The organism is Rhodococcus sp. G6(2025), assembly GCF_058628105.1.
Genome location: NZ_CP179750.1, coordinates 7,225,612 through 7,244,933, shown reverse-complemented (window position 1 = coordinate 7,244,933; position 19,322 = coordinate 7,225,612). Strand labels below are relative to the sequence as shown.

General features: G+C 66.9%; 20 protein-coding genes. 14 read left to right on the top strand and 6 right to left on the bottom strand.

Annotated features, from left to right (window positions below; all coding sequences use genetic code 11):
• Nucleotides 1-219 precede the first annotated feature (219 nt).
• The 3 genes from ACLIVD_RS33535 to ACLIVD_RS33525 all read right to left on the bottom strand — a co-directional run bounded on the left by ACLIVD_RS33535 (nt 220) and on the right by ACLIVD_RS33525 (nt 2,562).
• On the bottom strand, nt 220-591 hold the full coding sequence (locus ACLIVD_RS33535; RefSeq protein WP_164061554.1) for a hypothetical protein: 372 nt from the start codon (nt 589-591) through the stop codon (nt 220-222).
• An 85-nt stretch (nt 592-676) separates the two neighbouring features.
• Nucleotides 677-1,882, bottom strand: coding sequence for a PrsW family intramembrane metalloprotease (locus ACLIVD_RS33530; RefSeq protein ID WP_164061552.1), 1,206 nt, complete (start codon nt 1,880-1,882; stop codon nt 677-679).
• A complete protein-coding gene (locus tag ACLIVD_RS33525; protein WP_164061550.1) occupies nt 1,879-2,562 on the bottom strand; it encodes a hypothetical protein in 684 nt (227 codons plus the stop codon). Before ACLIVD_RS33525 ends, ACLIVD_RS33530 begins: the two co-directional genes overlap by 4 nt.
• Nucleotides 2,563-2,758: 196 nt before the next feature.
• Here ACLIVD_RS33525 and ACLIVD_RS33520 point away from each other — a divergent pair, with 196 nt between their 5' ends.
• On the top strand, nt 2,759-3,235 hold the full coding sequence (locus tag ACLIVD_RS33520; protein ID WP_164061549.1) for an SRPBCC family protein: 477 nt from the start codon (nt 2,759-2,761) through the stop codon (nt 3,233-3,235).
• Between the two features lie 24 nt (nt 3,236-3,259).
• Here the strand turns inward: ACLIVD_RS33520 and ACLIVD_RS33515 are convergent, their stop codons facing one another.
• Complete coding sequence (locus ACLIVD_RS33515; protein WP_491931416.1) at nt 3,260-3,802, bottom strand: hypothetical protein; 543 nt, start codon at nt 3,800-3,802, stop codon at nt 3,260-3,262.
• 1,114 nt (nt 3,803-4,916) lie between these two features.
• Here ACLIVD_RS33515 and ACLIVD_RS33510 point away from each other — a divergent pair.
• Together ACLIVD_RS33510 and ACLIVD_RS33505 are read left to right on the top strand one after the other, a co-directional pair.
• Nucleotides 4,917-5,246, top strand: coding sequence for a hypothetical protein (locus tag ACLIVD_RS33510; protein WP_317760666.1), 330 nt, complete (start codon nt 4,917-4,919; stop codon nt 5,244-5,246).
• Between the two features lie 157 nt (nt 5,247-5,403).
• Nucleotides 5,404-6,024, top strand: coding sequence for a hypothetical protein (locus ACLIVD_RS33505; RefSeq protein ID WP_164061545.1), 621 nt, complete (start codon nt 5,404-5,406; stop codon nt 6,022-6,024).
• Nucleotides 6,025-6,326: 302 nt separating this feature from the next.
• Here ACLIVD_RS33505 and ACLIVD_RS33500 read toward each other — a convergent pair whose 3' ends face one another.
• A complete protein-coding gene (locus ACLIVD_RS33500) occupies nt 6,327-6,683 on the bottom strand; it encodes a WhiB family transcriptional regulator (protein ID WP_164061543.1) in 357 nt (118 codons plus the stop codon).
• Nucleotides 6,684-6,968: 285 nt separating this feature from the next.
• Here ACLIVD_RS33500 and ACLIVD_RS33495 point away from each other — a divergent pair, with 285 nt between their 5' ends.
• The 3 genes from ACLIVD_RS33495 to ACLIVD_RS33485 all read left to right on the top strand — a co-directional run bounded on the left by ACLIVD_RS33495 (nt 6,969) and on the right by ACLIVD_RS33485 (nt 10,020).
• Nucleotides 6,969-8,291, top strand: a complete 1,323-nt coding sequence (locus ACLIVD_RS33495; protein WP_491931415.1) for an MFS transporter — start codon at nt 6,969-6,971, stop codon at nt 8,289-8,291.
• 23 nt (nt 8,292-8,314) lie between these two features.
• On the top strand, nt 8,315-9,319 hold the full coding sequence (locus ACLIVD_RS33490) for an NAD(P)-dependent oxidoreductase (protein WP_317760669.1): 1,005 nt from the start codon (nt 8,315-8,317) through the stop codon (nt 9,317-9,319).
• Nucleotides 9,320-9,381: 62 nt separating this feature from the next.
• Nucleotides 9,382-10,020: an RraA family protein gene (locus ACLIVD_RS33485; RefSeq protein ID WP_164061538.1), complete on the top strand. Its 639-nt coding sequence runs from the start codon at nt 9,382-9,384 to the stop codon at nt 10,018-10,020.
• Nucleotides 10,021-10,166: 146 nt separating this feature from the next.
• Here the strand turns inward: ACLIVD_RS33485 and ACLIVD_RS33480 are convergent, their stop codons facing one another.
• Entirely contained in the window at nt 10,167-11,834 is a 1,668-nt protein-coding gene (locus tag ACLIVD_RS33480) for an IclR family transcriptional regulator (protein WP_164061537.1), read from the bottom strand.
• Nucleotides 11,835-12,132: 298 nt separating this feature from the next.
• Here ACLIVD_RS33480 and ACLIVD_RS33475 point away from each other — a divergent pair, with 298 nt between their 5' ends.
• The 8 genes from ACLIVD_RS33475 to ACLIVD_RS33440 all read left to right on the top strand — a co-directional run bounded on the left by ACLIVD_RS33475 (nt 12,133) and on the right by ACLIVD_RS33440 (nt 19,270).
• Nucleotides 12,133-12,513, top strand: coding sequence for a decarboxylase (locus ACLIVD_RS33475; RefSeq protein ID WP_491931414.1), 381 nt, complete (start codon nt 12,133-12,135; stop codon nt 12,511-12,513).
• A 48-nt stretch (nt 12,514-12,561) separates the two neighbouring features.
• Nucleotides 12,562-13,266 (top strand): TetR/AcrR family transcriptional regulator, encoded by a 705-nt coding sequence (locus ACLIVD_RS33470; protein WP_491931413.1) that lies wholly within the window; start codon nt 12,562-12,564, stop codon nt 13,264-13,266.
• An 8-nt stretch (nt 13,267-13,274) separates the two neighbouring features.
• Nucleotides 13,275-14,201 (top strand): ABC transporter ATP-binding protein, encoded by a 927-nt coding sequence (locus tag ACLIVD_RS33465; protein ID WP_280784771.1) that lies wholly within the window; start codon nt 13,275-13,277, stop codon nt 14,199-14,201.
• Nucleotides 14,198-15,835, top strand: a complete 1,638-nt coding sequence (locus tag ACLIVD_RS33460; RefSeq protein WP_283351189.1) for an ABC transporter permease — start codon at nt 14,198-14,200, stop codon at nt 15,833-15,835. Before ACLIVD_RS33465 ends, ACLIVD_RS33460 begins: the two co-directional genes overlap by 4 nt.
• 27 nt (nt 15,836-15,862) lie before the next feature.
• Nucleotides 15,863-16,615 (top strand): IclR family transcriptional regulator, encoded by a 753-nt coding sequence (locus ACLIVD_RS33455; RefSeq protein ID WP_283332240.1) that lies wholly within the window; start codon nt 15,863-15,865, stop codon nt 16,613-16,615.
• 155 nt (nt 16,616-16,770) lie between these two features.
• Nucleotides 16,771-16,923 carry a hypothetical protein gene (locus tag ACLIVD_RS33450; RefSeq protein WP_005256569.1) on the top strand — a complete coding sequence of 51 codons (153 nt, stop codon included), beginning with the start codon at nt 16,771-16,773 and terminating at the stop codon, nt 16,921-16,923.
• 142 nt (nt 16,924-17,065) lie between these two features.
• Nucleotides 17,066-18,037: a PDR/VanB family oxidoreductase gene (locus ACLIVD_RS33445; RefSeq protein ID WP_491931412.1), complete on the top strand. Its 972-nt coding sequence runs from the start codon at nt 17,066-17,068 to the stop codon at nt 18,035-18,037.
• A 30-nt stretch (nt 18,038-18,067) separates the two neighbouring features.
• Nucleotides 18,068-19,270, top strand: a complete 1,203-nt coding sequence (locus ACLIVD_RS33440; protein WP_491932952.1) for a cytochrome P450 — start codon at nt 18,068-18,070, stop codon at nt 19,268-19,270.
• The last annotated feature ends 52 nt before the right edge of the window (nt 19,271-19,322 follow it).

Genomic DNA, 19,322 nt, shown 5'->3' with positions numbered 1-19,322 from the left:
GTGGTGTCCTTACCGTTCCCGAATCCGGATCCACCTGCGCGGATCCGCTCCCCCCGGAACTGTTGTTCATCTCTGTGTAGTGGTGTCGCAAAGTAACGTTTAGATGTGGTTCATGTCACAAACCGGTCTCGCTGTTTGTAGTTCTACAGCACAACCACGCTTTCCGCCACATGCACGAACGTCCAACAGGACGATTGGGTACCCCGGGGTTGCCGGCCGTCAGAGTTCGAGGTACAGGAAGTTGTCGGCCCAATTCGTTTCGCCGCTCGTCGTCGCGAAGTAGAAGATCCGCTCCGAGAATCCGCAATCGAAGTATTCGGCGATCTTCGATTCGCCGGGGGCGAGCGTGCCGAGGTTCCTGCTCTCGTAAACGAGCGGCGTGTGGACCGTGACTCCGGTGGCGGTCCCGTCGCCCTCATTCGTGACACGCACGGCGCACGCGTTGACACCCTCGGTGTTCGCCTGCGTGATCACGAGGTCGGGTCCGTCGCCGAGAGAGCCGAACGGAGCGGCGGACGCCGTTGCCGCCCCGGCAGTCAACAGCCCCGCGATCATGGCTCCCGCCACTGCCGTACGTCGAAAATTGCGCATGGTTGTGCCCTTTCGTCGGTTGTCCGGATTGCCCCGATTCGTACGCTACAGTCGCCCACCCGCACGAGGCGTGCACCGGGTGCGCTCACATCGTCGGGGCGGCGTCCCTCGAAGGTGGCGGGGCGCCGTCACGGATGCGGGCGAGTTCGGACCGGGCAAACGCGACACGGCCGGTGTCCGCGCCGCGGGCCGCGGCAAGTCCGTCGGCGAGCTCGTCGGCGGCGTCGAGGACATGTACGGCGCGGATCCGCTCCTGTCGTCCGACTCCGGCCTTGCGGAACGCCTTTCGCGCCTTGCGGTCGCCGCACATCGCCTCGAGTTCGGCGGCGGTCAGCACGCCCCGGGCGACCTCGGGCGCCATGATCGCGCGCAAGAACTGTCGTTCTGCCGGGACCGTCATCGCGAAGACTTTGATCGCGACTACCAGGGCAATGACGATGACCGCGAACATCAGCACGAAGAGCAGCGCCGTGTGCCCCCGCACGAGAGCACCCATGGAGTCCCACACCCCGTGCAACAGCATCGCCGTCGCCATCAGTGCGAGTCCCCGCCCGGCCTTGCGGGGTTCAGCCGGCCGACCGAGGAGGTAGACGAGCCCGGCGCAGAAGACGGCGCTGTAGAGAATGTGTGCGCTGACTCCGGTGGCCATCCGCATCCACACCGTCGACATCGCCGACTCGACCTGATTGGCGCCGAATTGCGAGCCCGCGGATCCCAGCGCGTACGCGACGTCTTCGACGATTTGGAATCCCAGGCCGATGAACGCGCCCAGGATGAACCCGTCGAAGGCGGTACGGACCAGGCGAGGGGCCAACGAGATCAGCAGGAGCAGCCCGACGCCTTTGGCGATCTCCTCGTCGAACGGCGCCGCCAGTCCCGCGCCCCAGTCCAGTGCCCAGGCCTGGCCGAATGCCTTGGCGTACAGAGCGCGAACCGCATCGTTGGCGTGCGCCGCCATGGTCCAGGTGGCGGCGAGGCCACCCCACAGGAACGCCACGACGACCAACGCGGCGGGCTGACGGGCGTAGCGGTCGATGTGGTGGGTGAACCACCAGAAGATCGCACCGTAGACGGCGAACAGAACCAACGCCACCACGATCGCCTGCCGGTACGCGGCGTACTGACCGGCCAGCATCGAGGCGAAGGAGAACAGGCCCGTGACGACGAGCATCAGATACGCCCAGAAAGCGAGGTTGCGGGGCTGGAAGAAGGTGAACGACCTTCCCCACCCGGAGTTGTCGATCGCTGCGACGTGGTCGGCGTCGAGATCGTCGAGTTGCGGTGTGGTCACGAGCCCTCCCCGATGCGGTGGCCGATGCTGGTGATCATGCGGGCAATGGTGACGGTGGTGTCGCCGGAGACTTCGGCGGGGCCGGTGGCCACCACTTCGACACCACGGCCGTCGAGGACGAAGGCCGCAATCACGCCGTCGGAGTGGGTGCCGGAGTACCCGGCGATCACTCCCCGGGCACCGGTGTCGGTGACGATCGTTTCGGGGCTGCCGGTGACGTGCAATCCCTGCGCGCCGTGCAGGGCGTCGGTGGTGTCGGCGATCTGGGCGAGCAAGGCTTCGGCGTCGCCGTCGAACTCGCCGGTGTGGACGGTGAACGCCACGTCGCCGTCGACGACGGTGGCTGTGTCAGGGTATTCGCCCGAGACCGGCCTGTCGCCGACCCGCACTCCCGATGTGATGCCCCACCCGGTGGCCGGGGTGAAGGTGACATCGCCCTTGACCTCGAGCACGTCGCCGGCGGCGACCGTGTCGTCGTAGGGCACCGCGCGATCGATCGCCGGCAGAATCAGTGCCATCACCGACGCGACGGCGATGACGATCAGCGCTGGGGCGATCGTCGCGCGGTCCAGGCCGAACCATCTCCGATCGACCGGAACCCAACGGTCGTCAGGCTCGAACGGGCGTGGGGGAGCATCGCGTGGGTCGTCGATCTTTGTTCCAGCTGTCACGGTCACCATCCCTCGATGGACATTTGTTCAGAACATACGGGCTCGATTCCGGATCCGCGATCCGGGCACCGGCCGGTTCGCGAACTCGATACACGTTGACCCCGTGTCGCTGGGAAGTCGATCACCCCTCCACTGACCGACTTGCCGAGCGTGCGAAGAGACATGGTGCTCCGGATCTGCGGACGTCTCATGGTTTGATCGAGTTATGACCGAGGAGAACGGAATTCCCACCGTCGTGACCGCCGGCCGCATTATCACAGCCCCGGCACGGACGGTTTTCGAACTGATTGCCGACCCGGCGCAACAGCCGCGTTGGGACGGCAACGACAACCTGGCCGAGGCCGCCGCCGGGCAGCGGGTGCGCGCCGTCGGTGACGTCTTCACCATGACGCTCACCAACGGCGGCATCCGCGACAACCACGTGGTGGAGTTCGAGGAGGGGCGCCTGATCGCCTGGCTGCCCTCGGTGCAAGGCGATCAGCCGCCGGGTCATCTGTGGCGCTGGGAACTCGACCGAGTCGACGAGGCGAGCGTCCGCGTCACGCATACCTACGATTGGTCGCGATTGACCGACGAGAAGCGCCTCGAGCGCGCCCGGGCCACCACGTCGGACAGCCTTCTTGCCTCCGTCGACCGGCTTGCCGAACTCGCCGAGGCGAACGACCGACGGCCTCCCGCCTGACCTGTAGCCGGGTGACGTCCGACGTCACCGACCGGGCACGACGGAAATCGTTCCCTGGCAGACGGCGTTCTGCGAATTGACGAACCACCATCCCGCGCCGGTCTGGACGGTCACGGTGAACGCCACCGTCCCGGTTCCCGTCCAGGTTCGGTTGATCGGGATGCCGGGCTTCTGCTGCCAGGCCGCCTCATCGCTGACGCTGTGTCCGGTCGCGCCGGTTGTCGTGTTGTGCCAATCGACCGACACCCGCGTGCCGTACCAGTTGATGCCGATGCTCGGGATGAGACCGCCGGGCGGGGTCGGCAGTTCGTTGCCGCCGCTGAGCAGGATTGCCGGCTCCAGCGCGGATCCACCCGGTCGCAGCGACTCCCCGGACGCGGCGTTGATGGTCCACGTGAACGGCGGTGCCCAGACGAGGGGATTCGCGCTCGAGCACGTCATTGTCGTCGATGTCTGTGGCGCGGGCTGAGCACTCGCAACGGCGCCTCCCCCGGTCGCCACCGCGGTTCCCAGTCCGACAGCAGTGAGTGCCGCAGCACAGACCCGTCGTCCCAGATTCTTGTTCATGAGCGCTCCATTCCTTCGTTACCGCGAGAATTGAGACGTCCGTCGCCCCCCATTCCATTTCGGCAGCGGGACAGAATCTGTTACAGATCGTGCGAACTGGACCGGCACTCACGCAGCTGTATTCGGCAACCAGCGCTGCCCGGAGGGAACTCGAATGGCGGTCTCGTAGTTGCCTGTTGCCGTTACTCGTCGTTTCACCGCGGCGCATGGATGGCTCGCACACTGACATCTTTCCTTTCGACAGCAGTGGCGGGGGAGTAGGCGGCGGGCTGTTCCTTCTCGTCTACACCGCCATCCCCGGCAGCGAAAGCCACGAAAAACTAAAGCTTCTCTCCGTCATCGGACCCCGACACGTCGTCCCGCAGACGCCCCCGAACGCGTGACCAACCTGACGATCACCGTCGTCCAAGCCCGATTCAAGGGGTGGAACCGCCCGCCAACTCGCCGGCAGTAACGGCCCACGGCGGCTCTCGATGTACATGGCAGTTGCCCGATGCAGAGCGCGGGGTGTCAGGAGGTCGGCAGTGGAGATCTGGTGTCGAAGACGGCGTGTACCTCTCGCACAAGTAATTGTTCTGGCGGTGTTGATGTTCGGGCTTGTTGCGTTCAACGCGTCTGCAGCATCTGCGGCGCCAAGCGACACGGCGGACGAGACCACAGTGCCGTTCCAGGTGTCGTCGCCCTATCTGTCTCGGTGTGGCGGGCTCGCCACGTGCATGCTCCCGTGGGTGGTCGCGATGACTCCCACAGCGACTTCGGGCGGGGAATCCGGAATGGTCGTATTCGAAGCGCGAGAACCGCTTCCCGCGGGCGCGTACTGCGAGAGCGCATGGGTTCATTGGCTCAACCTCGAGACCGGCGCTCGCGGGTCCGTCCTACTGGAACCGGTCGCCCTCTATTCGTGCGAACGTCGATCGGCCGCGGTACGAACGGGAGCCGGTCAGGTTGTAGCGGCGGCAACGCTGAACTCTCCATGGCCCGTTCTCCATCCGGCCGGTGGGACGTTCGTCGTCCCCTGACGCGCGCGGCGGAGGCCCTCGAGCAGGCAGTGATTCAGTTAAGGCAGCGATCGCGTCCCAACGTGAACGGAGTGCAAGTGAAAAGGTGTATCGCAGTGGCGATCCTATCCCTGATCCCGCTGGGCATCTGTGTGCCGGCGGCATTCGCCGACCCCGTCGATCCCGACCCGTTCGGTTACAAGGACCGGACATCCGACTTCGTCATGCCTCTGGATCCCGGGGTGTTCGGAGTGAACGCAGGCAAACCGATCATCCTGAGTCCGTACGGGACGAGCCGAACCATCGAGTGTGCGTCCTTTCACGGGCAGAGTTGGTGTCGCCAGTTCGATCACGTCGGGAATGAACACGATCTGTACCAGGTGAAGATTCCGACGGGGTCGACCGAGTGGGATTACCGCGGTGTCTGGATCTACAACCCGTTCTGACACCGACCCCGGTGAGCTTGCGGAACGGCCGAACGTAGCGAAGTGAGTGTCCACGGCGTCCGGATCGGCGAGAATTGGTGCCGTGCGAGTTCGGTGGGTCAGCTCCCGAGCCGGCCACACGATGAGGCATTGTCCCGCGCAACAGGGGGTATCGAGCATGGTGCAACCAGCGAAGCGATTCCGCGTGCGAAGGATCCGCAGCAGCGCACATCTCGCCGTCCCCGCGATCATCCTGGCCGGAGTCCTGTTCGCGGGTGCGTGTGGGCAGCAGGACACGCAGTCTGATGCCGAATCGCAGCCGGAGGCGACGACATCCGAGGCGGTCCTGTTGCCTCAGGAGGCTCTGGTGGGATTGGACGTCGTACAGACGTACTTCCCGGAGATAGAACAGCAGACGGTGACGAGCGAGAACTCCACTGCGTCCGGCACCCCCGACGCGACGAGAATGGTGATCTACGAAGGGGGCGACGGCAGAAGGGTAACCGTCTCCGTCGATCGATATCCCAGCCCCGACGCAGCCGCGACCGCATTCGAGCAAGCGATCGACAAGAGTGAAGTCGTCCCGGGATTTGTGGCGCTACCGGCGCCGGCCGATGTCGGCGACAAGGCATTCGCCGGTGCCGTGACGCAGGGAGACGACACGCATATCGGGTACGGCGCGCTCGCCGGCGAGAACATCATCGGGGTGACTTCGGCCGGCTATCCGGCTACCACCGAGAATGTCGAAAAACTGACCGGCCTCACGCGCGACGCGGTCGAGAAGGCCACGACGGCATAGGGCAGTCAGATCGTGGTTGATTGTCGACGGTAGGCAGCGATCGAGGACGCCGAAGGTATCCCGATCACCTCCATGCCGATATCCCCAACATAGCCAACCGCCAGCACCGGCTTGCCGGTCTTCATATTGACTGATCTCGGTTCGGACACAGACGGTTTGGAACGTCTCCGCTGCAGTGGGCTGACTTCAGTTCAATACAGACTCGACCAGTACGAGAAATCGGCTCGACCTCGGTCTCGGCGGCTACCACCGGGGCCGGCGCTTCCGTGGACGCCTCGACCCGTCGCCGCCGGAGACCGATGTCAGCGACTTATGAAGTGTCTGTACCTCGGCGAAATTTGCATCTGTTGTTTCGGGGCGGGGCGCCGCACAGCCGGTTCGGGAGCGTCCAGATAGCGTCTGTCGGCTTCGGAGGTTCCTCCCCATACGCCGTACCGCTCGCCCACCGACAGTGCGTGGTTGCGGCAGGTGCGCTGGACCGGGCACTGATCGCAAATCTCCTTGGCGGCCCGCTCTCGTCGGACCCGGGCGCCTCGCCCCTCCCTTTCGGGGGAGAAGAAGACATCGGTGTCGAGGTCGCGGCACAGTCCCCGTAATTGCCAGTCCCAGTGCTCGGCACGAGGCTGAAGATGTCTGATCGACAAGGTGAGCGAGGACATCGTGTCATTCCTCCGGCGGATCGGGTGGCTCGCGATAGTCATGCGGCGCAGGATGTGCGTGAAAAATAGGACAGCGTCCTGTTTCAGGCAGTGTGAACTCTGTTGCTTAAAGATGTCAAGGCATTCGACGCCATTCGTGATCGGAACTCACTCGGGGCGCTTTCGTGGCTGCATCGGCGGCGGGTCCAGCAGGAACGACGTGTTGACAGGGGGACGTGTCCCAGGACACACTGAATGCAGTTTAGGACACTGTCCCATTTTTTACACACAATGGAGGAGAGCGCTGTGGCCTCACCGACAACCGATCCGGTCACCACGATGACCTCGGGCGAGTACCAGAAGAAGGCGAAGAAGGCCACCGGCGTCGCCGCGTTCGGCACCTTCATCGAGTACTACGACTTCAGCGTCTACGGCTATGTCGCCGCCACCTTGTCGGTGGTGTTCTTCCCCGGTGACGACCCGATGACGGGGCTGTTGAACACGCTGCTGGTGTTCGGCTCCGCGTTCGTCGTCCGCCCGCTGGGTGCGATCTTCTTCGGCCGCCTCGGCGACCGAGTCGGTCGCCGCACGAGCCTGATCGCAAGCATCGGCCTGATGAGCGCTGCGGCTGCGCTGACCGGAATCCTTCCGGGGTATGCGCAAATCGGGGTGATGGCACCGATTCTCCTGGTGCTGTTCCGGATGCTGCAGGGCTTTTCGACCGGCGGTGAGATCGGCGGTGCGGCCAGCTACATCCGGGAATGGGCGGCACCGAACCGTCGCTCGTTCTACGTGTCCTTCATCCCCGGCGTCGCGCAACTGGGCAAGGGCGCCGCAGCCGGCATGGCCGCACTGGCGGCTTCGCTGCTGCCCGCCGAGTCGATGGAAGCGTGGGGCTGGCGCATCCCGTTCCTGCTCGCGGTTCCCCTCGGAATCCTCTGCCTCTACATGCGTCTGAGTATTGAAGACAGTCCCGAGTTCGCGGCCTCGCGCGCCGAGCACACCACGACTGGCAAGCCGTTCAGCACATTGCTCGCGACTCATCGCGGACCGTTGGCGAAGGTGGTGGCAATCTCCACCGTTCAGAACATCGGAACCTATCTCGGCACGGTGTTCGTGGCGGTGTACTTCAGCAACGTCCTCGGTTTCAGCAAGGCGCAGGCCTCGACGATCGTGTTGCTCGCAGTCCTAGCCGCCGCGGTGTTCATTCCCGTCGCCGGCCTGCTCGGTACCCGAGTCGGCGCGAAGAAGGTCCTGATCTTCTCCTACACCGCCTACGTTGTGGTCACCGTCCCGTCGTTCCTGCTGATGGGCCAGCACTCGGTTCCGCTCGCGATAGTGGGTCTGCTGATCGGGATGGTGCCGTATGCGCTGTGCCAGGCCGGGACCTACGCCTCGATCACCGAGTTCTTCCCCGTCCAGGTCCGGCACACAGGTGTCGCATTCGGCCACAGCGTCGGCGCCGTCATCGGCGGTGGTCTGAGCCCGTTCCTGGCGACGTGGCTGATCGACGTCACCGGCAACAACCTGGTGCCCGCCTTCATCCTGGTCGGCTCCGGACTGCTGGGTCTGGCCGTGGTGGTTCTCGCCGTGCGCCACAACACGACCGACACCCACCTCTACCGCTGATCGTGAAAGATTGGAAGCCACCCGTGCATACGTTCTACGTCTCCGAACAGATCCATCCCGACGCCGTTGCGGAGCTGGACCGACTGGGGCAGGTCCACCTCGGGTACGGCGATGACGCGGTCGCCTACACCGACATCGCGGACACCGTCGACGCGGTCCTGCTCCGAGCGGAGATATTCGACGCGGATAAGATCAGTAACTCCCCGAACCTGACGATCATCGCCCGCCACGGAGTCGGCACAGACAACGTCGACATCGACGCTGCCACCGCCGCCTCGGTGTGGGTGACCACGACCCCCGGCAGCAACAGCCGCGCCGTCGCCGAGCACGTCTTCGCCCTCCTGCTGTCCTTGGCGCGCAAGACGCCGGCCGCGGCACGCGGCACGGCCGCGGGCGGGTGGGCCGCGCTGAAACCGAATCTGACCGGATTCGAGCTCGGCGGCCGCGTCCTGGGTCTGCTCGGTTTCGGCAATATCGCCGCCACCGTCGCCGAGATCGCCCGCGGATTCGGGATGCGGGTCCTCGTCGCCGACCCGTACGTCGCCGACACCGACATCGAAGCCCGCGGATGCATTCCGGTCACCTTCGATCAGTTGATCACCGACGCCGACATCATCAGCCTGCATCTGCCCCTCACCGTCGACACCCGCCACCTGTTCGACGCGCCGACCATCGGCCGGATGCGTCCAGGCGCGATCCTGCTCAACACCGCCCGCGGCGGGCTCGTCGACGAGCAGGCCCTCCTCGACGCCCTCACCGACGGTCGCCTCGGCGGCGCCGGGTTCGACGTGCTCGAAGGCGAATCGGCCGACCCGAAGAACCCGATCGCCCACAGCCCGCGGATCGCCGAGTACCTCGTCGCGCACGACAACCTCATCGTCACACCGCACATCGCCGGCCAGACAGGCGAATCCCTCAGCAACGCCGGCAGCGGTGCGGTGCAGTGCATCCGGCAAGCCCTCGCCGGGGACGTCCCCGACAACGCCGTCAACTCGATCACCCCGGCCCAGCCCCTGACCGTCAGCTGACCCACCGACCTACACCCTCCGCGGAGCCAATCGCCCGGCTCGACAGAAAGAAGGCGACAGACATGTTCATCAACGCCACCGCCGACAACATTCAGATCGCCCCGTCATGGGAACGCGCGACGCTGCCCGAGATCGCCGCCCTCGCCGAATACCCGGTAGCCCTGATCGGGGACGCCCAGTCCCGCATGGGCCTGATGACCGCCGACATCGCATTGGTCACCCCCGGGTTGCGGCTGGCCGGCACAGTCCTGCCCATCCAGGCCCGCGAGGGCGACAACCTCGCCATCCACCGCGCACTCGACGACGCCCAGCCCGGTGACGTCCTGGTCATCAACGGCAACGGCGAGACCAACCGCGCCGTCTTCGGAGATATCCTCGGCGAAATCTGCGTCGCCAAAGGCATCGCCGGTGTCGTCATCGATGGCGCCACCCGCGACGTCGACGAACTCACCGCGATGAAACTGCCCGTCTTCGCCCGCGGCATCACCGCCGCCGGACCGTGGAAGAACGGGCCCGGCAAGATCGGATCCCCGATCGCCTGCGGCCACGTGGTCTGCAACCCGGGCGATGCCATCATCGGCGACACCGACGGCATCGTGATCATCCCCCGCGCCGACCTGACCGCCGCCCTCGAAAAGACCCGCGCCCAGGAAGAAACCGAGCAGAAGATGCGATCCGATATCCGCAGCGCCCTCCGGTAAGCCACGATTCCGCCCCGGTCGCACCACATCACCGCGACCGGGGCGCGCCCGTGCGACTGGAGGCGGTCAGTTCGGCGCGGGGCCTCAGGGGTTGCCGAAACATCCGCTGCCGCAATCGGCATCGAGCAGCTGTACGATCTCCCGTGTCAGGTGCCCAGTGTCACCGTCAACAGTGTGGTTATCTCCCGGGCCGCGTGCACGATCTTCTCCGTCACCGAGTCGATGTCGACCTCGGGTACCCGAAACCGCGGGATCGTGGCGGTCACCGATCCGGCGACGACACCGTCGACGAAGTAGGCGGCGGCGATACCGAAGGCGTCGGGGATCCGCTCACCGTCACCGGTCGCCCATCCCCGGGCGCGGACACAGTCCAGCTCGTCCTCGAGCTCCGCTCGGTTGCTCACGGTGCGCTCGGTGTACTGCGTCAACGCCAAACCGTCGACTACCTCGCCGGGAAGTTCCGCAAGGATCGCCTTGCCGGCCGCCCCGGCGTGTAAGGGAATCTCGACCCCGGTCGCCAACCCGTAGTGCAGCGGCCGACTACCCGGGACCACTGTTGTCAGCTGAGCATGGCGGGAGCGGGAATCGAACTCCGCCACCCCGATCGTCTCACCGGTGTCAGCGGCCAGAGCCGCCACGATGTGCGCGGTCACCGAAACCACGCCAGCCGTGGCACCGAGGGCGGCCGCCCAGCACAGAAGCCGCGGGCCCACGACTACCCGCTCACCGCGGCGAAGCGCGAGGCCGGACTCGAGCGCCGTCCCCAGCAGCTTGGTGGCAGTGGCCGGATTGGCCCCGATCCGACGCGCCAACGGTCGTCCCGTCGTCTCGAGTCCGGCCGACTCGGCGACCAGCGCGGTAAGTAGTCGCTCGACCCGCGCCACCGCCGACCCACCCTCGGACCCTGGCTCGGGGGCTCTGTCCAAGCGTGCGGAAGATGCAGCGGCCGAACCGGATTCGAAAGCCTTCTCACGAGAATGGTCCGGCCCGACAAGCGGAAGGGCTGAGAGACGGCGGGCGGTGTCCTGGACTTGGGGTACGAAGCGGCGCAGGTCGTCATCGGTAGTGTCGAAGCGCGGCCGAGTCACCGAGACCGCGCCCAGCAGACCGCCGAACCGGAACGGTGCCGCCACTCCAGCCGCGAGCGCGAAATGCTGCCCGACGCTGATCGTGTACCCGGCCGCCCGGTCCTCGGCAAGGATTCGTTCGAGACCGGGTCGGTCGGTCACCGTGTCCTCGGTGAACGCGGTCAACGCGGACTCGTCCACCGCATCGATCCCGAGCTCGGCGAGGATGGCGCGGCCCGCTGCCCCGGCATGCAGCGGTATCACTGTCCCGGGTCCGAGGTTGTACCGCACCGGACCCGGCGCCATCGTCATTATCGCGACGAAACACCGCCCCGCAGACGGGTCGTACAACGCCAACAACGCCGTCGCGTCACACGATCGCGACAGGGTGTCGATGATCGATCGCGCGCTTCCGAGCAGCGGATGCCGGTCGAGCAGGCGATTCGCGAGGACCCTCAACCGCTGCCCGGCTGTGTAGTTTCCGTTCGCATCCCGCGCAGCAAGTCCCTGCTCGGTCAGGCCCTGCAGAATGCGGTTGACCGTGCTGCGGCTGCCCCCCAGCGTCTCGGCAAGTTCACGAACACCCCACGGAGCGCCATCCGGTCGGCACGCCACTTCGTTGAGCGTCGCCACGATCCGGTCGTTGCCCGCCCCGGCGCCCGCGCGCTGACCGCGACCACCCGAACCGGCACCGGGCGCCGCATCCGAGCCAGCGGCCGCGCCCATCGTGTTCTTCGTGGCGCTCATGGTTTCCGATCCTTTCATCACTGGATCGGCAGAACCATCGAGCCCGGACAGGTAATGCTTCAGGCGATCCGCCGATGCGACGCTGACACCACTATTCATCACTCGCATACTAGGACGTTGTCCTATTTCTTGCTCAGAGTCGGGCGGATTGAAGGAATGGGCACCTGTTCGACGGGTGCACAGGGTCGCGCCAACACCGCGTCAGGATCGCGGCCCGCGGAGTCATAGTGCCGTCAAGAACGGCCGCGACCTCGCGTGGCGGGGGTAGATCTGGAACTGAATCCCCGAGGAGGTTCCGATGACGCTTCATCTTCCCCACCGGTTCGTGCACGAGCAGCCACGGCAGAACACGGTGCTCGACCCTTCGGCGCTCGGCCCGGGGGTCGAGGACGCGCTGCGTGCGGTGATGGAACAGCCGCAACTACGGCTGATCGGTTTCCGCTGCACAGCCGACTTCGACGCCATCGACGACGCGATCGGGCTGATGGAACAGGTCCGGCGCGACTACGGGGTGATCCTGACTGAACTGGTCCTCCAGGGCGCAGACCGGGCCGATTTGCGGGAGGTCGTCGACGAGGCCCTGGACGAGGCGTGCGCCCGCAATCGGTATCCCCGCCCGAGCGTCGTGTTCACCGGACACCCGGCCGAGCCGGGACTCCCCGCGTTGACGAAATCTTGATGCCCTCACCCCTTGCGCTCGGTTGAACGCGCGTTTAGCGTATTAAACATGCGTTCAACCAGTGCCGGTTCCGAGGTCCCGCAACCCGATCTGACCACGCGTGCCCGACTGCGCGACGCGGCCATCACGGTGTTCGGCAATCACGGCTTCAGTACCGGTGTACGGGCGATCGCCACCGCAGCCGGGGTGTCACCCGGTCTGGTGATTCACCACTTCGGTTCGAAGGACGGCCTGCGCGCCGAATGCGACGACCACGTCCTGCGGATCATCCGGGAGCAGAAGGCGGAGGCGATTTCGACCCCCGGGCCGGCGGGCACAATGCACGCCCTCGCCGAGATCGAGCAGTACGCCCCGCTCGTCGCGTACATCGTGCGGAGTTTCCAGGCGGGTGGAGGTCTCGGCGAGTCCCTTTTCGAGCACATGGTGGAAGACACCGAGCAGTATCTCGCGATGGGCGTGGCGGCCGGAACTGTCCGGCCCAGCCGCAACCCGAAGGCGCGGGCGCGCTACCTCACCCTCTACAACGTCGGCGCCATGCTGCTCTACCTGCAGATGCGCGCCGACAAGGAAACTCCGCTCGATTACGCCACGGCCATCCGCGACCTCGCCACCGACGTCACGCTGCCCGCCCTCGAGATGTACACCGAGGGCCTGCTGCCGGATTCGTCGACGCTCGAGGCATATCTGGCCACCGAAGACGGCGCCGCGCAGGCGGGCGCGGCTCCCGCAGAACATACCGACTCCCCGAACTAGGAGCAGCTATGAGTGCCATCATCGAAGTGCGCAACCTGGTCAAGACGTTCGGACGAACCCGGGCGTTGGACGGACTCGACCTCGAGGTCGGCGAAGGGGAGGTGCACGGGTTCCTCGGGCCGAACGGCGCCGGCAAATCCACCACCATCCGCGTCCTCCTCGGCAGCCTGCACTCCGACAGCGGTGAGGCCACCGTGTTCGGCCGCGACCCGTGGCGCGACGCCGTCGCCCTGCACCTCGACATGGCGTACGTCCCCGGCGACGTGACCCTGTGGCCGTCGTTGTCCGGCGGTGAGACCATCGACCTCCTCGCGCGGATGCGCGGCGGTCTGGACGAGCCCCGCAAGCAGGATCTGATCGAGCGTTTCGACCTCGACCCGCGGAAGAAGGGTCGGGCGTATTCGAAGGGCAATCGTCAGAAGGTGGCATTGGTGTCGGCGTTCTCGTCCGACGCTCGCCTGCTGCTGCTCGACGAACCGACGTCGGGCCTGGATCCGTTGATGGAACAGGTCTTCCGTGAGTGCGTCGCCGAGGCCCGCGACCGCGGTGTGACGGTGCTGCTGTCCAGTCACATCCTGTCCGAGGTGGAGGCGCTGTGCGAGCGGGTCACCATCATCCGGGCCGGACGCACGGTCGAATCCGGGACACTGGCGTCGATGCGGCACCTCAGCCGTACGTCGATCACCGCCGAACTTCTCGGTGACCCCGGCGATCTGAGCCGCATCGACGGCGTGGAAGACATCGAGTTCGACGGGTCGACGCTGCACTGCCAGGTCGACAGCGAACATCTCGGCGAGCTCATCCGCGTGCTCGGCGACACCGGGGTACGCAGCCTCGTCAGTCAGCCGCCGACACTCGAAGAACTCTTCCTGCGGCACTACGAGATCGACGACGGTACGACGTCGTCCGACACGGTGGAGAAGGTGCGGGCATGAGTACCGCAACGGTGTCCCGCTACCGGCCCGTGGAACCGGCGCCGGTATCTTCCTCGGATTTCACGGGGACGCTGCACTTTCTGCGGTTGTTCCTGCGCCGGGATCGGATCGCGCTGCCGCTGTGGATCCTGATCTTCGCGTTCGCGCCCGCGCTGTACGTCGCGAGCATCGCCGACATCTACACCTCCGACGCCCAGTTGGCGGAGTTCGCGGCCACCACCGCGGCCAGCCCCGCGCAGATCGCCATGTACGGGCCGATCTTCAACTCCAGCCTCGGCTCGGTGGGCGTCTGGAAGGCCGGCATCTACTACACGCTGATCGGGCTGGTGGTGATCCTGACGGTCATCCGGCACACCCGCGCCGAGGAGGAGACCGGCCGGGCGGAGCTTCTCGACTCCACCTCCGTCGGACGGTACTCGGGCCTGACCGCGGCGCTGCTCCTCGCCGGCGGCGCGTCCGTCGTCACCGGGATCCTGTGTGCGGCAGCGTTGCTCGCCCGCGACCTTCCGGCGGGCGGTTCGGTCGCCTTCGGAACGTCGCTGGCCTGCTCCGGTCTGGTGTTCACGGCGGTCGCCGCCGTTGCGGCGCAGGTGAGCACCGGCGCCCGCGTCGCACGCGGCGTCGCGTTGACGGTGCTCGGTGTCGCGTTCGCGCTGCGCGCGGTCGGTGACGCCGGGTCCGGCACCCTGTCGTGGTTGTCACCGCTCGGCTGGGATCTGCAGATCCGTCCGTATGCCGACGAACGCTGGTGGGTCGTCGTCCCCAGTCTCGTCACGGCAGTCGTACTCACCTGGGCGGCATACGCTCTCCTCCGTCGACGTGATGTCGGCGCCGGTCTGATCGCCGAACGCCCCGGCCCCACGGACGCGTCGCCGGCGCTCGCCGGAACTCTGGGACTGGCGTGGCGGATGCACCGCGGGACGCTCGCGGCCTGGACCGCCGGGCTCGGACTGTACGGCCTGCTCATCGGCAGCGCCGCGAAAGGGATCGGTGGCCAGGTCGGCGACAGCCAGACGATCCGGGACATCATCACCCGGATGGGCGGCTCGCAGTCGCTGGAGGAATCGTTCATCGGCTACGCGTTCACGATGCTCGCGGTCGCCGCCGCGGCCTACGCGATCTCCGCGTCGTTGCGGCTGTACTCCGAGGAGAACGCCCAGCGCCTCGAACCCGTGACGGCCGGTTCCGTCGGCCGCGTCCGGTGGGCGTCGAGCCACATCCTGTTCGCGCTGCTCGGACCTGCGGTCGCGATGATCGTGGCCGGAGCGGCCGCCGGACTCACGTACGGCGCATCCATCGGCGACGTGGGAGGAGCCCTGCCCGACGTGATCGGGGCGGCGCTCGTGCAACTTCCCGCGATCTGGATGCTCGCCGGCGTGACGGTCCTGCTGTTCGGTGTGGTCCCGCGGTTCACGCCGGTGGCGTGGGGCGTGCTCGTCGCGTTCCTCCTGATCTTCATGGTCGGGTCGATCGCGCAGTTCCCGCAGGCGGTGCTGAATCTGGAGCCGTTCAGCCACGCCCCGAAGCTGCCGGGTGGGCAGTTCGAGGCGACGCCGATCGTGTGGCTGCTCCTGATCACGGTGGTGCTGCTCGTGGTGGGCGTGGCGGCGTTCCGGCGGCGCGACCTGCGCTGAGCGCCGGCCGGTGTGCACACTGAACTCATGGCACGTGTGCACACCGGCGAATCCGTCCTGGCCCGGACGGTGCGGATAGTCGAATCGTTCCGTTCGGACGATTCGCTGCTCACGGTGTCCGAGATCGCGCGACGGTCCGGTCTCCACATCTCCACGACGTCGCGGTTGATCGACGAGCTGGTGGGGTGCGGCTGGCTCGAGCGTGAGGACCGGAAGGTGCGGATCGGGGTCCGCCTGTGGGAGGTCGCGTCGCGGGCGTCCCCGACCCTCGGACTCAGGGAAGCGGCGATGCCGTTCATGGAGGACCTGCACGCCGTCGTCGGACAGCACACTCAGCTCGGTGTCCTCGAAGGCGACGAGGTGTTGTTCATCGAGCGGCTCACGGCACCGGGCGCCGTGGTCAACTACACGCGCATCGCGGGCCGGATGCCGCTCCACGTGTCCTCGTCCGGGCTGGTCCTGCTCGCGCACGGACCGTCGGAGCTGCAGGAGCGCATCCTGAGCGAACCGTTGAAGGTATACACCGACAACACGATTCGCACGGCACGACAGCTGAGGGGAGTCCTGGCCGACGTGCGCCGGCACGGCTACATCCTCTGCGCCGGCCACCTCTACCCGGACACCACGGGCGTCGCGGTCCCGGTGCGGGACGGCCACGGCAAGGTGGTCGCCGCGCTGTCGGTCATCGTGCCGAACGACGAGAAGGCGTACGCGCAGATCCCCGCGCTGCGGGCGGCCTCGAAGGGCATCACCCGCGTGATGGCGGCGGCGTCGACATGAGGCAAGCCCAGGTGGCAGATTCCCACGGATTTGCCGGAATCCGGCGCAATTGCGCGGGCGGCTGACCAATGTCTGGGACGCTGTGCGCGGTGGACTATCCGCCCCACCCGTGCCACGGTGGAATCGGAACCACTTCTCCCAGAAAGCGCAGCATCATGGAAAGCACCTCGCAACCCAGCCCCCGGGAATGCCCGGACTGCCACGCGCTCACCGCGGACCTCGAAGCACACAAACTCTGGCACTCCCGGCTCGTCCACGACATCGCCACCGCCGTCGACAAAGACATCAGCCGAAGGGCGCACACCTGATAACTCAGCCTCGGCGACGTCCGGGCGGGCAGCCTCGTTGAGTGACCCCGGTTACATCCCGACTTTCAACTATTGAAAATGATCTGGCGGCTCACCCCCGGCTCGGAAGATCCTCGAACAAACGCGAGATCGAGGAGTCGAGATGCCACAGAACCCGGTTTGTTCCGGTGCGCCAGCGGACGCGGCGCTGCGAGTTGTCGCCAAAGAGCTTGTCGCGGACGGTGTTGTCGCACTGACCCTGCGTCACCCCGAAGGCCGGCGCCTCCCGGACTGGGCCCCGGGGGCCCACATCGACCTGCTGCTCCCGAACGGGCTGACGCGGCAGTACTCGCTGTGCGGTGACCGGTGGGACGCGTACAGCTACCGGGTCGGGGTGCTGCGGGAACCGGCGGGCCGGGGCGGGTCGGCGTACGTCCACGACGTACTCGCGGAGGGTGATCTCGTCGGGGTCGGCGGTCCGCGCAACAACTTCCCGCTCGTCCCCGCACCGAGGTACCTGTTCATCGCCGGCGGTATCGGGATCACCCCGCTGCTGCCGATGGTCCGCCAGGCGGAGCTGATGGGAATCGACTGGCAACTCCTGTACGGCGGCCGCACCCGCACGTCCATGGCGTTCCGGGACGAACTCGCCGCCTACGGCGACCGGGTGTCCGTCGTGCCTCGCGACGAGCAGGGCCACCTCGACCTCCCCGCGTGTCTCGCCGCGGCCGCCGCCGACGCGAAGGTCTACGTCTGCGGGCCCGGGCCGCTGCTCGCCGCCGTCGAAAACTGCTGCGCGGATTGGCCTGTCGGTACGCTGCGGACCGAACGCTTCGTGCCGAAGGACAACGGCGCGCCGCTGCGCGACGAACCGTTCGAGGTCGAACTCGCGCGCTCCGGCCTCGCGGTGACGGTGACACCCGGCGCCAGCGTCCTCGACGCCGTGCAGGCGGCAGGGGTCGACGTCCTGTCCTCGTGCCGCGAGGGCACGTGCGGGACCTGCGAGACCACCGTCCTCGCCGGCGCCCCCGACCACCGCGATTCCGTCCTCGACGACGAGGAGCGGTCCGCCGGCGACTGCATGCTCATCTGCGTTTCCCGGTCCTGCTCCGACCGCCTCGTGCTCGACCTCTGACACCCCCACCCCGAAGGACTCACCGTGACGATGTTCGCCCCCGCTCCCTCGTTGCCCGTCAGCGACGCCGACCCGTTCGCCCTCGACGTCCTGCAGGACCCGTTGCCGTTCCAGGAAAATCTGCGGGACGCCGGCCCCGTCGTGTACCTGCGGCGGTACGACGTCTTTGCGCTGGGCCGCTACGAGCAGGTCCATGCCGCGCTGACCGACTGGCAGTCGTTCCAATCCGCTGCCGGGGTCGGCCTGAGCAACTTCCGGTACGAGACGCCGTGGCGTCCCCCGAGTGTCTTGCTCGAGGCGGACCCGCCGCACCACGACGCTCCGCGGGTGGTGCTGAGCAAGATTCTGGGCCCCCGCGCGCTGCAGAAACTGCGGGCAGCGTGGTTCCGGGACGCGGAGGTCCTCGTCGACCAGTTGCTCGCGAACACAACCGAATTCGATGCGGTCACCGACCTCGCCGCAGCGTTTCCGCTGCGGGTCTTTCCGGATGCCGTCGGCATTTCCGACGCCGGACGGGAGAACCTGCTGCCGTACGGGGACCACGCATTCAACAGTTTCGGTCCCGCCAACAGTCTGGTGGAGAAGGGGGCGCCGCGGGTGGCCGAACTGTCCGGATGGGTGAAGGCGCAGTGTGCCCGCGACGCGCTCACCGGCGACGGCTTCGGCGCGCAGATCTGGGCGGCGGCGGACCGCGGCGACATCACGTACGAGCAGGCGCCGCTCGTCGTGCGCTCGTTGCTGACGGCGGGGGTGGACACCACGGTCAACGGTCTCGCGGCCGTGCTCTACGCGTTCGCGACGCATCCGGAGCAGTGGGCGAGGCTGCGCGAGAACCGCACGCTGGCCCGGACGGGGTTCGACGAGGCGGTCCGGTGGGAGTCGCCGGTCCAGACGTTCTTCCGCACTGCCACCCGCGACACCGAGATCGGCGGTGCGACCATCCCGGACGGCAAGAAGATCCTGATGTTCCTCGGCGCCGCGAATCGGGACCCCCGCAGGTGGGAGAACCCGGACGTGTTCGATCTCGGCCGCAACCCGTCGGGGCACGTGGGGTATGGGATGGGAATTCACCAGTGCGTCGGCCAGCACGTCGCCCGGCTCGAATCGGAGGCGCTGCTGACGGCACTGGCGTCGCGGGTGGAGTCGCTGGAGATCGCCGGGCCGGTGCGCCGGCACCTGAACAACACGCTGCGGTCGTGGGAATCCGTGCCGGTCGTGGTGCGGCTGTCGTAGGCGGGAAAACCATACGTACGTATGTATTGGCACGGCGGAAAGTCGCACCGAT